General features: G+C 62.5%; 10 protein-coding genes. 4 read left to right on the forward strand and 6 right to left on the reverse strand.

The window, feature by feature from the left end:
- Window positions 1-15: 15 nt before the first annotated feature.
- The 5 genes from relA to J3D60_RS13060 form a co-directional block, all read right to left on the reverse strand.
- Window positions 16-2259, reverse strand: a complete 2244-nt coding sequence (relA, locus tag J3D60_RS13040) for a GTP diphosphokinase (RefSeq protein ID WP_027603791.1) — start codon at window positions 2257-2259, stop codon at window positions 16-18.
- A gap of 123 nt (window positions 2260-2382) precedes the next feature.
- Complete coding sequence (gene rlmD, locus J3D60_RS13045; RefSeq protein WP_253491665.1) at window positions 2383-3735, reverse strand: 23S rRNA (uracil(1939)-C(5))-methyltransferase RlmD; 1353 nt, start codon at window positions 3733-3735, stop codon at window positions 2383-2385.
- Window positions 3735-4637 (reverse strand): cysteine synthase CysM, encoded by a 903-nt coding sequence (cysM, locus tag J3D60_RS13050; RefSeq protein WP_015885254.1) that lies wholly within the window; start codon window positions 4635-4637, stop codon window positions 3735-3737. Before cysM ends, rlmD begins: the two co-directional genes overlap by 1 nt.
- 230 nt (window positions 4638-4867) lie before the next feature.
- Window positions 4868-5473, reverse strand: a complete 606-nt coding sequence (locus J3D60_RS13055) for a tRNA-uridine aminocarboxypropyltransferase (protein ID WP_253491667.1) — start codon at window positions 5471-5473, stop codon at window positions 4868-4870.
- 5 nt (window positions 5474-5478) lie between these two features.
- Entirely contained in the window at window positions 5479-6372 is an 894-nt protein-coding gene (locus J3D60_RS13060) for a LysR family transcriptional regulator (protein WP_065924693.1), read from the reverse strand.
- A gap of 149 nt (window positions 6373-6521) precedes the next feature.
- Here J3D60_RS13060 and speB point away from each other — a divergent pair, with 149 nt between their 5' ends.
- From speB to J3D60_RS13080, 4 genes are read left to right on the forward strand one after another with little or no spacing between them, the layout of a single operon-like run.
- Window positions 6522-7472 (forward strand): agmatinase, encoded by a 951-nt coding sequence (gene speB, locus J3D60_RS13065; protein ID WP_027603787.1) that lies wholly within the window; start codon window positions 6522-6524, stop codon window positions 7470-7472.
- Window positions 7472-7894, forward strand: coding sequence for a nuclear transport factor 2 family protein (locus J3D60_RS13070; protein WP_253491669.1), 423 nt, complete (start codon window positions 7472-7474; stop codon window positions 7892-7894). Before speB ends, J3D60_RS13070 begins: the two co-directional genes overlap by 1 nt.
- 21 nt (window positions 7895-7915) lie before the next feature.
- Window positions 7916-9430 carry a cytosine permease gene (locus J3D60_RS13075; RefSeq protein WP_065924695.1) on the forward strand — a complete coding sequence of 505 codons (1515 nt, stop codon included), beginning with the start codon at window positions 7916-7918 and terminating at the stop codon, window positions 9428-9430.
- Window positions 9431-9454: 24 nt separating this feature from the next.
- On the forward strand, window positions 9455-10837 hold the full coding sequence (locus tag J3D60_RS13080; protein ID WP_253491670.1) for a sodium:solute symporter: 1383 nt from the start codon (window positions 9455-9457) through the stop codon (window positions 10835-10837).
- A gap of 65 nt (window positions 10838-10902) precedes the next feature.
- Here the strand turns inward: J3D60_RS13080 and J3D60_RS13085 are convergent, their stop codons facing one another.
- Window positions 10903-12510 carry an NAD(P)-dependent oxidoreductase gene (locus J3D60_RS13085; protein ID WP_253491671.1) on the reverse strand — a complete coding sequence of 536 codons (1608 nt, stop codon included), beginning with the start codon at window positions 12508-12510 and terminating at the stop codon, window positions 10903-10905.
- Window positions 12511-12883: the final 373 nt, after the last annotated feature.

Raw genomic sequence — 12883 nt, forward strand, 5'->3', positions numbered from 1 at the left:
CATTCATTCTGCGAATCATGGGGTACGGTTGCGCCGCGTCTCAATGATGTTCGGCAGCTGGGAAATCCGCCCCAGCAGCCGCCCCAGTGCGTCCAACCCCGGAATCTCGATGGTCAGGGACATCAACGCGGTGTTGTCCTCTTTATTCGAGCGGGTGTTGACCGCCAGCACGTTGATGCGCTCATTGAGCAGCACTTGCGAAACGTCACGCAGCAGGCCGGAACGGTCGTAGGCACGGATGATGATGTCCACCGGGTAGGTGAGCACCGGCACCGGGCCCCAGCTGACCTGGATAATCCGCTCCGGCTCACGCCCGCCCAGTTGCAGCACCGAGGCGCAGTCCTGGCGGTGAATGCTCACGCCACGGCCTTGGGTGATGTAGCCGACGATGGCATCCCCCGGCAACGGCTGGCAGCAGCCGGCGATTTGCGTCAGCAGGTTGCCGACGCCCTGGATCTGGATATCGCCGCGCTTGCCGGGCTTGTAGCCGGTGGCCTTGCGTGGGATCAGCTCCAGTTGTTCGTTGCCGCGCTCCGGCTCGACCAGTTGCTGGGCCAGGTTGACCAGTTGCGCCAGGCGCAGGTCGCCGGCACCGAGGGCGGCGAACATGTCTTCGGCAATCTTCATGTTGGCCTTTTCGGCCAGTTTGTCGAAGTCCACCTGCGGCAGGCCCAGGCGGCCCAGCTCGCGTTCGAGCAGGGTCTTGCCGGCGGCGACGTTCTGGTCGCGGGCCTGCAGCTTGAACCAATGGACGATCTTCGCCCGCGCCCGCGACGTGGTGATGTAGCCCAGGTTCGGGTTCAGCCAGTCGCGGCTCGGCGTGCCGTGCTTGCTGGTGATGATCTCGACCTGCTCGCCGGTTTGCAGGCTGTAGTTGAGCGGTACGATGCGCCCGTTGATCTTGGCGCCTCTGCAGTTATGGCCGATCTCGGTGTGCACGCGGTAGGCGAAGTCCAGCGGCGTCGCACCCTTGGGCAAGTCGATGGCATGGCCGTCGGGGGTAAAGATGTAGACCCGGTCCGGCTCGATATCCACGCGCAACTGTTCGGCCAGGCCGCCGATGTCGCCGAGTTCTTCGTGCCATTCCAGCACTTGGCGCAGCCAGGAGATTTTCTCCTCGTACTGGTTGGACCCGGCCTTGACGTCGGTGCCCTTGTAGCGCCAGTGCGCGCACACGCCCAGTTCTGCCTCTTCGTGCATGGCGTGGGTGCGGATCTGCACTTCCAGCACCTTGCCCTCGGGGCCGATCACCGCGGTGTGCAGCGAGCGATAGCCGTTTTCCTTGGGGTTGGCGATGTAGTCGTCGAACTCCTTGGGAATGTGCCGCCACAGCGTATGGACGATACCCAGCGCGGTGTAGCAGTCGCGCATTTCCGGCACCAGCACGCGCACCGCACGCACGTCGTAGATCTGGCTGAAGGCCAGGCCCTTGCGCTGCATTTTGCGCCAGATCGAATAAATGTGTTTGGCGCGACCGCTGATGTCGGCATCGACCCCGGTGGCCTGCAGCTCGGCGCGCAACTGGCCCATCACGTCGCTGATAAAGCGCTCACGGTCGAGCCGCCGCTCGTGCAGCAGCGTGGCGATCTGTTTGTATTGATCAGGTTCGAGGTAGCGGAAGGACAAGTCCTCCAGCTCCCACTTGATATGGCCGATACCCAGGCGGTGGGCCAGGGGCGCATAGATGTCGAAGACTTCGCGGGCGACGCGGTTGCGCTTTTCGTCGTCGGCGGTCTTCACCGCACGGATCGCGCAGGTGCGCTCGGCCAGCTTGATCAGGGCGACACGCACGTCGTCGACCATCGCCACCAGCATCTTGCGCAGGTTTTCCACCTGGCCCTGGGTGCCCAGCACCATGGACTGGCGCGGGCTGAGGCTGGCGCTGATGGCGGCCATGCGCAGCACGCCGTCGATCAGCTTGGCCACCACCGCGCCAAAACGCTGGCTGACGGTCGGCAACTGGATGTGCCCTTCGCGCACGCCGCGATAGAGCACGGCGGCGATCAGCGAGTCCTGGTCCAGCTTGAGATCGGCAAGGATCTCGGCGATTTCCAACCCGGTGCGAAAGCTGGAAGTGCCTTCGGCCCACAGGTTCTTGGCTGCATTGTCTTGTTGCTCAGACTCACGAGCGAACTCGCAGGCTGCTTTCAAGGCTTCACGGTCCAGTGCCGGGTCGACACTGATGGCATGATCCAGCCATGCCTCGAGATTGATACTGCCGTCGGTGTTGATCGGCTGGTGTGCTCTCACCTGTACCATCTTGCTTACCTTCCCTATGACGCACCTTGGATGCGCCAAAATCATCGCCGACCTTTTTACTGCGAGCTCCGTGGCAGATCATAGGCCTTGGAGAACGCAGGCCAGTCGGATTAAACGGGCATCCTAGCCCGCTTCAAATAACGCCATGGCCTCGACATGCGCTGTCTGCGGAAACATGTCGAGGATCCCGGCACGTTTTAGCCGGTAGCCTTGCTTGACCAGCTCAACCGTGTCCCGCGCCAGCGTCGCCGGGTTGCAGGACACATACACCAGGCGCTTGGCCCCCAGGGTGGCGAGATTGCGCACAACCTCTTGGGCACCATCGCGGGGTGGGTCCAAGAGTACCGCAGAAAAGCCCTGTTTGGCCCATTCCGCGTCAGTCAACGGCTGGGACAAATCGGCCTGAAAAAACTGCGCATTATGCAAATTGTGGCTGATGGCGTTCCGTGCAGCCCGGTCCACCATGGTCTGCACACCTTCCACCGCCACCACGTCGCGCACCTGTTTCGCCAGCGGCAGGGCAAAGTTGCCCAGGCCGCAGAACAGGTCCAGCACCCGCTCATCAGGTTGCGGCGCCAGCCAGTCCAAGGCCTGGGCAACCATCGCCTCGTTGACCCCGGCGTTGACCTGGACAAAATCCCCCGGTCGGTACGCCAACTCCAGGTCCCATGGGTCCAATCGGAAACCTAGTGACTGATCGGGCTCAATCGGTTCCGGCTGACCTTCACCATGCAGCCACAGCTGGGCGTCATGGAAGCTGCAGAATTCTTTCAGGATCAGCAGGTCCGCCTCCGACAACGGCGCCATATGCCGCAGCAACACGGCGACGGACGAGCCACTGAACAACTCCACATGCCCCAGTGCCTGAGGTTTGCTCAGGCGGCGCAGCATGTTCGGCAGGCGCTGCATGATCGGTTGCAAGGCCTGTACCAGCACCGGGCAATCATCGATGGCGACGATGTCCTGGCTGGCCACGGCGCGGAAACCCACCTCAAGCTTCTTCGCCTTGGCATCCCAACGCACCGCCACCCGGGCGCGGCGCCGGTAAGCGAATTCCGGCCCACTCAATGGCGCGGCCCACTCCTGCGGTTCGACACCGGCCACGCGGGACAGTTGCTCGGCGAGCATGCGCTGTTTCAGGGCAAGTTGTTCGGCATGGGGCAAGTGCTGCACGCTGCAACCGCCACAGCGACCGAAGTGCGCGCACGGTGCCGGACGGCGCAGTTCGCTGGCCGTGAACACGCGCTCGGTGCGGGCCTCGACCACCTTGCCGTGGGTACCCAATACCCGCGCTTCAACCTCTTCACCGGCCAGCGCACCGTTGACAAACCAGGTGCGGCCTTCAAAGAACACGATGCCGCGGCCGTCGTTGGCCAGGCGCTCGATGGTCAGGCGCTGCTTCTTGCCCACGGGAATCTGTGGGGCCCGGCTGCCGCCCGTCGGTTGGAAGCGCAGGCCTCTCTCGTGCTTGGCCATCAGTTGGGTTCGTCGAAAATGCCGGTCGACAGGTAACGGTCGCCTCGGTCACAGATGATCGCGACGATCACCGCGTTTTCCACTTCCTTGGACAAGCGCAACATACCCGCCACGGCGCCGCCGGACGACACGCCGCAGAAGATGCCTTCTTCACGCGCCAGACGGCGGGTGGTGTCTTCGGCTTCACGCTGGGCCATGTCGATGATGCGGTCCACGCGCGTCGCGTTGTAGATCTTCGGCAAATACTCTTCGGGCCAGCGACGAATGCCTGGGATCGCCGCGCCTTCCATCGGTTGCAGGCCGACGATCTGGATCGCCGGGTTCTGCTCCTTGAGGTAGCGCGAGTTACCCATGATGGTGCCGGTGGTGCCCATGGAGCTGACGAAATGGGTGATGGTGCCCTGGGTCTGGCGCCAGATTTCCGGACCGGTGGTGGTGTAGTGCGCTTCGGGGTTGTCCCCATTGGCGAACTGGTCCAGCACCTGGCCACGGCCTTCGGCGGCCATGCGCTCGGCGAGGTCGCGGGCGCCTTCCATGCCTTCTTCCTGGGTGACCAGCACCAACTCGGCGCCATAGGCGGTCATCGCCGCCTTGCGCTCGGCGCTGCCGTTGTCGGGCATGATCAGCACCATCTTGTAACCCTTGATCGCGGCGGCCATGGCCAGGGCGATCCCGGTATTACCCGAGGTGGCTTCGATCAGGGTGTCGCCGGGCTTGATCTGCCCGCGCAGTTCGGCGCGGGTGATCATCGACAGCGCCGGGCGGTCTTTCACCGAGCCGGCCGGGTTATTCCCTTCGAGCTTGAGCAACAGGGTATTGCTGGTTTCACCCGCCATGCGTTGCAAGCGGACCAGGGGCGTGTTGCCGACGCAATCGGCGATTGTAGGGTACTGCAAGGTCATGGCGTATTCGCAATCCAGACTGCGGGGGCGAACATCATACCGGGAAAGGTCGGCGGGCCATATCACGCAAAGTGTGGTGCTTATGGCTTAAAGGAATAAGCGAGGCGATGGTGGCTGAGCGGGCGCCATCGGGAGCAAGCCCCCTCCCACACTGGACCGCATTCTCATGCTGGAACTCGGTCGAATGTGGGAGGGGGCTTGCTCCCGATGGCCGCGCCTCGATGCCCCGCCTAGCCCAAATGCCCATCGCCATGATTTCTCCGAAAGACCTCCTCTCCCATCGCCGCAATCTGCCCTTCGATCAATGCATCAAACGGCTTGAGCAACGGCTCGAACGACATCGGCGCCTCCAGCACCTGCAACGCCTGCACAATCGCCTCCACCGTCGACAACGCGCCTGGCCCCGGCGCCTTGCGCAGTCGATAGCGAGACACGGCGCCCTCGACCAGCGTCACCCGAGGCAACGCCGCCAACACAGGATTGAGGTGCAGCAGTTTGCGCGCCTTGCGCCAGGTGCCGTCGGGCACCACCAGCAACAGCGGCTGGGCGCCGGGTGCATAGGCTTGCAGCGGCTGTGCATCGTCAGCCGGAAACAACAGCCGCGCCTGATAGCCGGGCGGGTTCAACAGGGTCGGCAAGTCATCAAAGACCTCGCCCACCACCAACTGCGCGTTGTTCAGTCCCAACGCCGCCAGCCGCGCGGTATTGAGCGCATGGTTGACCTCGCTCGGGTGCTGCAAAACAAGCACACGTGTGCGGCTGTCGAGGCTGGGAATCAGCGCGCACAGGCAATGGGCGGCGGGCCTGAGGCAGCGGGAACAGTGGGTTCGGGACATGGTTTTCAGGCCTGGTTGAGCTGGGCTTTGAGTAGATCGCGGAAGGTCTGGATCAGCGGTTCGCGGCTGCGGCCCCGGCGCATGATCATCGAGAACGGCGCCTGGTAGCCGAAGGTCGCCGGCAGCAATACGCGCAGGTCGCCCTTGTCGGCCCAGGCCTGGGCGTAGTGCTCGGGCAGGTAGCCGATGTAGGCACCGGAGAGCACCAGGATCAGCTGCGCCTCCATACTTTCCACCGTCGCGGCGCTGTGCTTGAAGCCGTGGCGCGCCAGTTCGGCCTGGCTCCAGTAGCCGCGCCCGACCATGCGCTGCTGGGTGATCACCTGCTCGGGGATGCGTCGTTCGCTGAACAACGGATGGCGGGTGCTGCAATACAACCAGTGCTGCTCGCGGTAAAGCGGCATGTAGATCAGCCCGCTCATGCGGTTGGAGAAGGCACCGATGGCCAGGTCCAGGCGGTTGTCCTGCACGCCGAGTTGCAGTTCGTAGGGGCTCATCACCGATAGATTCAGGTGCACCGCCGGGTGCTCCAGGCTGTAGGCGCCGATAACCTCGGCGAACGGCAAGGCCTTGTCGCTCACGGTGGAGTCGAGCACGCCGAGCTTGAGCGTCCCGCGCAGCTCGCCCTTGAGCGCGGCGGCGTATTGCTCGAAGCCTTCCAGTTCGCCGAGCAGGCGCAAGGTTTCCTGGTGAAACAGCTCGCCCTTGCTGGTCAGGCTGAACCCACCCCGGCCGCGATGGCACAGCACCAGGCCCAACGCACTTTCCAACTGGCTCATGTAGGTGCTGATGGCCGAGGTGGACAGGTTGAGTTCGTGCTGGGCATTGGCGAACCCCTGGTGGCGCACGACGCTGACGAAGATGCGCAGGAGTTTCAGGTCGGGCAAGGCGCTGGCCATGGTCGGCTCCGGGTGTAGATGTGGGCAGTCTACCTGCCCGCATTAGTTTAGAAAAACCTGAACTAAGTATTTGCCCCTGCCGATTCTTCCCTTCCTGCGCTTTTCGCAGAATCGGCCCCTGATAAACACAACAACGATGAGGCAATCCCGTGGACAAGATTTTCCACCAACCACTGGGCGGCAACGAAATGCCGCGCTTCGCCGGCATCGCCACCATGATGCGTCTTCCCCACCTGCAATCGGCCAAGGGCCTGGATGCGGCCTTTATCGGCGTGCCCCTGGACATCGGCACCTCGCTGCGCGCCGGTACTCGCTTCGGGCCCCGTGAAATCCGCGCCGAGTCGGTAATGATCCGCCCCTACAACATGGCCACCGGTGCCGCGCCGTTCGACTCGCTGTCGGTGGCGGACATTGGCGACGTGGCGATCAACACCTTCAACCTGCTGGACGCCGTGCGCATCATCGAAGAGGCCTACGATGAGATTCTCGAGCACAACGTGATCCCGATGACGTTGGGCGGCGACCACACCATCACCCTGCCGATCCTGCGGGCGATCCACAAGAAACACGGCAAGGTCGGGCTGGTGCACATCGATGCCCACGCCGACGTCAACGACCATATGTTCGGCGAGAAAATCGCCCACGGCACCACCTTCCGCCGCGCCGTGGAAGAAGGCCTGCTCGATTGCGACCGCGTGGTGCAGATCGGCCTGCGCGCCCAGGGCTATACCGCCGAAGACTTCAACTGGAGCCGCAAACAGGGCTTTCGCGTAGTACAGGCCGAAGAATGCTGGCACCACTCCCTTGCGCCACTGATGGCCGAGGTGCGGGAAAAAGTCGGCGGCGGCCCGGTGTACCTGAGCTTCGACATCGACGGCATCGACCCGGCCTGGGCGCCCGGCACCGGCACCCCGGAAATCGGAGGCCTGACCACCATCCAGGCGATCGAAATCATCCGTGGCTGCCAGGGCCTCGACCTGGTTGGTTGCGATCTGGTAGAAGTTTCGCCGCCTTACGACACCACCGGCAACACCTCGCTGCTGGGCGCCAACCTGCTGTACGAGATGCTCTGCGTACTGCCTGGCGTGGCGCACCGTTGATGAGCGTGCCGCAGGTATTGAAAGCCGCCGCCGACCTGGTGTCGGCCTTTGCGCGCAACGACCGCGCCGCCTACTTCGGCGCGTTCACGGCCGATGCCAGCTTTGTGTTCTACACCCTCCCCCAGCCGCTGCTCAGTCGCGATTCCTACCAGGCGTTGTGGGACAGCTGGCGCCGGGATGAAGGATTTGAGGTGCTGTCCTGCACCTCAAGTAACGCCGTGGTCAGCCTGCAGGGTGACGTGGCGATATTTATCCATGACGTGGCCACCGAGCTGCGCATGAACGGGGAGCAATTCTTTAGCCAGGAACGCGAGACCATTGTCTTCAAACGCCAGGGATCTCGCACAGAACAACAAGAAGGCCCGTGGCTGGCCTGTCACGAACATTTGTCCGCTATGCCGGAAGGGCTGCCGCCCCCTTAGCCAATGTGATCGGAGCTGATCATGAATAATAAAAACAACGATAAAAGTATTCGCACAATAGAAACCAACGGGGTCGAACAGATCCCGGACAACGAACGTACCGCCACCCCCAAGGATCTGTTCCGCCTGATCTTTGGCGGCGCCAATACCTTTGCCACCGCCGTGCTCGGTTCCTTTCCGGTGTTGTTCGGCCTGTCGTTCCAGGCCGGCGTCTGGGCGATTGTGCTGGGTGTGCTGGTGGGTGCGTTGATCCTCGCCCCCATGGGCCTGTTCGGGCCGATCAATGGCACCAACAACGCGGTGTCTTCCGGTGCGCACTTCGGCGTGCACGGGCGGATTGTCGGCTCGTTTCTGTCATTGCTGACGGCGATTGCCTTCTTCTCACTGTCGGTGTGGAGTTCAGGCGATGCACTGGTCGGCGGTGCGAAACGGCTGATCGGCCTGCCTGAAACCGACCTGACCCTGGGCCTGGCCTACGGCGTATTCGCCATGCTTGTCCTGACGGTGTGCATCTACGGCTTCCGCTTCATGCTGTGGGTCAACCGCATTGCGGTCTGGGCGGCAAGCCTGCTGTTTCTGTTGGGCATCTTCGCGTTCGCGCCGACCTTCGACAGCCACTTCGCCGGCACCGTAGCCCTGGGCCAGACCGGCTTCTGGGCGGCCTTTATCGGCGCGGCGCTGGTGGCCATGAGCAATCCGATTTCCTTCGGGGCGTTCCTGGGTGACTGGTCACGCTATATCCCGCGTGAGACGCCGAAAATGCGCATCATGCTGGCGGTAGTCCTGGCACAGATCGCCACCTTGATCCCGTTCCTGTTCGGCCTGGCCACCGCCACCATCGTGGCGATCAAGGCGCCGGACTACATCGCGGCCAACAACTACGTCGGCGGTCTGCTGGCGGTGGCACCGACCTGGTTCTTCCTGCCGGTGTGCCTGATCGCGGTGATTGGCGGCATGTCCACCGGCACCACTTCGCTGTATGGCACCGGGCTGGACATGTCCAGCGTGTTCCCGCGCCTGCTGTCGCGGGTCAAGGCCACGCTGCTGATCGGGGTGATGTCGATTGCCTTCATCTTTATCGGACGTTTCGCCGCCAACCTGGTGCAGAGCGTATCGACCTTCGCCGTGCTGATCATCACCTGCACCACGCCATGGATGGTGATGATGATCATCGGCCTGATCGTGCGTCGCGGCTTCTACTGCCCGGATGACCTGCAGGTGTTCACCCGGGGTGAAACCGGCGGCCGCTACTGGTTCAGCCATGGCTGGAACTGGCGCGGGCTGGGGGCCTGGATTCCGAGTGCGCTGGTGGGCCTGTGCTTCGTCAACTTGCCGGGTCAGTTTGTCGGGCCGCTGGGCAACCTGGCCGATGGTATCGATATCAGCCTGCCGGTGACGCTGGGGTTGGCGTCGGTGGTGTACCTGACGTTGTTGCGTGTGTTTCCGGAGCCGGCTTCGGTGTATGGCCCCAAGGGTCCGCTTCGCAGCCCTGCGGGAGCAGGCTCCGCTCCCACAACAAGTTCGCCTGTTACCTAAAACAATAATCGGAGACCCGCCGTCATGGCTTTGGATTTATTCGTCGTACTCATCTACGCCGCCGGCATGCTCGTGCTCGGCTATTACGGCATGCGCCGCGCCAAGACCCACGAAGACTACCTGGTGGCCGGTCGCAACCTGGGCCCGTCGCTGTACATGGGCACCATGGCCGCCACGGTACTGGGCGGTGCATCCACCGTCGGTACCGTGCGCCTGGGTTATGTGCATGGCATCTCCGGCTTCTGGCTGTGTGCGGCGTTGGGCATGGGAATCATCGCGCTGAACCTGTTCCTGGCCAAGCCGCTGCTCAAGCTGAAAATCTTCACCGTCACCCAGGTACTGGAAAAACGCTATAACCCCATGGCCCGCCAGGCGAGTGCGGTGATCATGCTGGCCTACGCGCTGATGATCGGCGTGACCTCGATCCTGGCCATCGGCACGGTGCTGCAAGTGCTGTTCGGCCTGCCGTTCTGGATTTCGGTGTTGCTGGGCGGTGGTGTGGTGGTGGTCTACTCGACCATCGGCGGCATGTGGTCGCTGACCCTCACCGACATCGTGCAATTCGTGATCAAGACCGTCGGCCTGATGTTTATCCTGCTGCCGATCTGCCTGTACCGCGTCGGCGGTTGGGACGAACTCGTGGCCAAGCTGCCGGCATCGAGCTTCAGCTTCACCGCGATCGGCTGGGACACGATCATCACCTACTTCATGATCTACTTCTTTGGCATCCTGATCGGCCAGGACATCTGGCAGCGGGTGTTCACCGCCCGTGACGAAAAGGTCGCCAAGTACGCAGGCACTTTCGCCGGCTTCTACTGCATCCTTTACGGCCTCGCCTGTGCGCTGATCGGCATGGCGGCCCATGTGCTGATTCCGGACCTGGACAACGTCAACAACGCGTTCGCGGCCATCGTCAAAGTCTCGCTGCCGGACGGCATCCGCGGCCTGGTGATCGCGGCGGCACTGGCGGCGATGATGTCGACGGCCAGCGCCGGCTTGCTCGCCGCCTCCACCGTATTGACCGAAGACCTGCTGCCACGCCTGCGCGGCGGCAGACAATCGAGCCTGGCAATCAACCGCCTGTTCACGATGCTGACCGGTATCGTCGTGCTGGGCATCGCACTGGTGGTCAATGACGTGATCAGCGCCCTGACCCTGGCCTACAACCTGCTGGTGGGCGGCATGCTGATCCCGCTGATCGGCGCGATCTTCTGGAAGCGCGCGACCACGTCGGGGGCAATCACCTCCATGAGCCTGGGTTTTGTAACGGCGCTGGTGTTCATGTTCAAGGATGGCCTGGATGCGAACACGCCGATCTACTACAGCCTGGCGGTGGCGCTGGTGAGTTTTGTGCTGGTGAGTGTGTTGTCGCGCCGGCCAGAGCGGGTCGCGGCCAGCGCAGTTTGAGATGGAGCGGGATTTAGAGCGGTTTCTTCAGCGGGCGCGACGTCGGATGTCGCGCCCGTTTTTTATCATGAGTACACGGCCGAAACTGCGGGCGCCTTTGCCTGGATGATTTCCTCGACCAAGGAGGCCCACACCAATCCCTGGGTGGTGCCGCCGGCATACGTTCCCCCGGCGGCAATGCGGTTGTAGGCGGAGCAATAAACTATCGACAGTCCATCAGGCTCCTCTCCTTCCATGGCCGTGACGACGAACTGTTCTCTGCTCAGTTCAGCAATGCGGGCCGGACTCAGATGCTGGGACAGGAACCGAACCCCAGCGCGCCGCAAAAGCGCCTCTATCTCATCCATCAAATGCGCAATGCCCAGATCGTCGCCCGATGCGTCAATCGATGGATTGTCGGCCAGAAACTTTTCAAACAGCTCAATGCCTGCACGGTTGCACTCCACGGCCAGGTACTGGTTTCCAGGCGTCAGATAAGCGTTGTCCAGCGGCTTTGCAGTCGTCTCCGTGGCTGAAAGGTGGCGCATGTTCACCTGCTTATGACTGGCGCCATCGCTCTGCTGATGTCCTCCGTAGACCGAAACCTGATAATTGGCCAGGCGGAACATCACGGCTTGGAGCAGGCCGTTGATGCCTCGACCGATGATCGATACGCGCGGCGCGCGGGCATCTGCCTGTTGCGCGGGGATCATCAATGAGTGGGCAAGTTTGCGTCGGACCAGGCAGCGCAAGGCGGTCAGGCTCAGTTGAATCGAGACGGCATAGTCAAGGTCGCCATGGCAGGCTTCAGTCACTGCCGCCTGGGTTGTCAGGGTCGCCGGTTTGCGCCACTTGGAGACACTGCAGCCGAGTGCCTGCGCGCGCACCCGAAATGCATCCAGTGTCCCAGGCCCGTAGTCCAATACAAGCTGGATAGCTTCAGCCGTTGCCAGGGCCCGCAAAGCGTCATCGCTGAAGACATCCGGCTTGGCGACGCAGACCAGGCGAGCCTGTCTGTGCAGGCACTGAATGAGGGCCCGGTCAATGCGATGGGTGGAGTCATCATTCAGGGATAAACAGATAGCGACGGCACGGGCCCCCTCCAGCACCTCGAACCAGTCCACGCCAAAGGACACTCGGCTGTCGGAACAGGCTTTGCCGAGAGTGGCCGGCCTCTGACCATGTCGATCCAATACCTTGATCCGAACCTCCGGATCTCGATCAAGCAACAACTTGACCAGCTCCCTGCCCACGTTGCCGTATCCCAGCACACAGATGTCGCGCGGCAGGGAGCCATCGGCCAGTGTCAGCCAGCGCGCCATATAGGCGGCGACATGTGGCGCGTTGACCCCCGGCGTATTGACTACGCGGATGTCGTTGGAACCGCAAAGGTCCAGTCGCACCTTATCCAGGCTCGTACCTCTGCGGATCAGATGGAGGTCGCCAAACGGGTGGGATATGCGCCATTGGGCGATCACGTCTGCATCGATCGCCTGGTCCCCGACAATGATCGCCGATGGACTCAGGAGACCGATCTGAATGAGCAGATCATGCTTGGTCAATGTCGGGGGAAAGAACACCACGTTACTGGGTGCGTGAGCTTTCCAGGCTCTCGACACCGGTGCGAGATGCAGGATATTTCCGGTTATGGCGATGAGTGACGCGGCGACTGGCGGAATGGAAGGGAGCCTCATAGCTGTGTCTCCAACAATTCTGACGGACTGATGCCTCGCAGAGAGCCCTTCAATAAAGGTGGGGCGTTATTGGAAGGCCGTTGAGAAACTCAACCTACGCTCATGGTTTGAATTGAATAAGCCAGCCACTTCTGATGAACGAGTAGCCTGATTCCGACACGTGAAGGTCAGCGGCCTGACTGACCTGCATGGATTCGGACTACTTGCCTGGGTTACCGAGGGATGACAGAGGGTTCCTGAAAGCAGACGCTCGCATCCGAACGATTGTTCAGATCACTGGGGCGAGTGAGTGTTATGGCGTGAGGGGGCTATCGCGCAGGCCCGGGGCAAGGGTGACTGGGGCGGCGGGAGGTAGGACTGGCGTTGGAAACGC

Source organism: Pseudomonas sp. S3E17 (genome assembly GCF_024168685.1).
GTDB classification, from domain to species: domain Bacteria; phylum Pseudomonadota; class Gammaproteobacteria; order Pseudomonadales; family Pseudomonadaceae; genus Aquipseudomonas; species Aquipseudomonas marginalis.

Excerpts from the sequence above, each read along its gene's own strand:
- relA (WP_027603791.1), bottom strand. The coding sequence starts at position 2,259 with ATGGTACAGGTGAGAGCACACCAGCCGATCAACACCGACGGCAGTATC.
- rlmD (WP_253491665.1), bottom strand. The coding sequence starts at position 3,735 with ATGGCCAAGCACGAGAGAGGCCTGCGCTTCCAACCGACGGGCGGCAGC.
- cysM (WP_015885254.1), bottom strand. The coding sequence starts at position 4,637 with ATGACCTTGCAGTACCCTACAATCGCCGATTGCGTCGGCAACACGCCC.
- J3D60_RS13055 (WP_253491667.1), bottom strand. The coding sequence starts at position 5,473 with ATGTCCCGAACCCACTGTTCCCGCTGCCTCAGGCCCGCCGCCCATTGC.
- J3D60_RS13060 (WP_065924693.1), bottom strand. The coding sequence starts at position 6,372 with ATGGCCAGCGCCTTGCCCGACCTGAAACTCCTGCGCATCTTCGTCAGC.
- J3D60_RS13070 (WP_253491669.1), top strand. The coding sequence starts at position 7,472 with ATGAGCGTGCCGCAGGTATTGAAAGCCGCCGCCGACCTGGTGTCGGCC.
- J3D60_RS13075 (WP_065924695.1), top strand. The coding sequence starts at position 7,916 with ATGAATAATAAAAACAACGATAAAAGTATTCGCACAATAGAAACCAAC.
- J3D60_RS13080 (WP_253491670.1), top strand. The coding sequence starts at position 9,455 with ATGGCTTTGGATTTATTCGTCGTACTCATCTACGCCGCCGGCATGCTC.
- J3D60_RS13085 (WP_253491671.1), bottom strand. The coding sequence starts at position 12,510 with ATGAGGCTCCCTTCCATTCCGCCAGTCGCCGCGTCACTCATCGCCATA.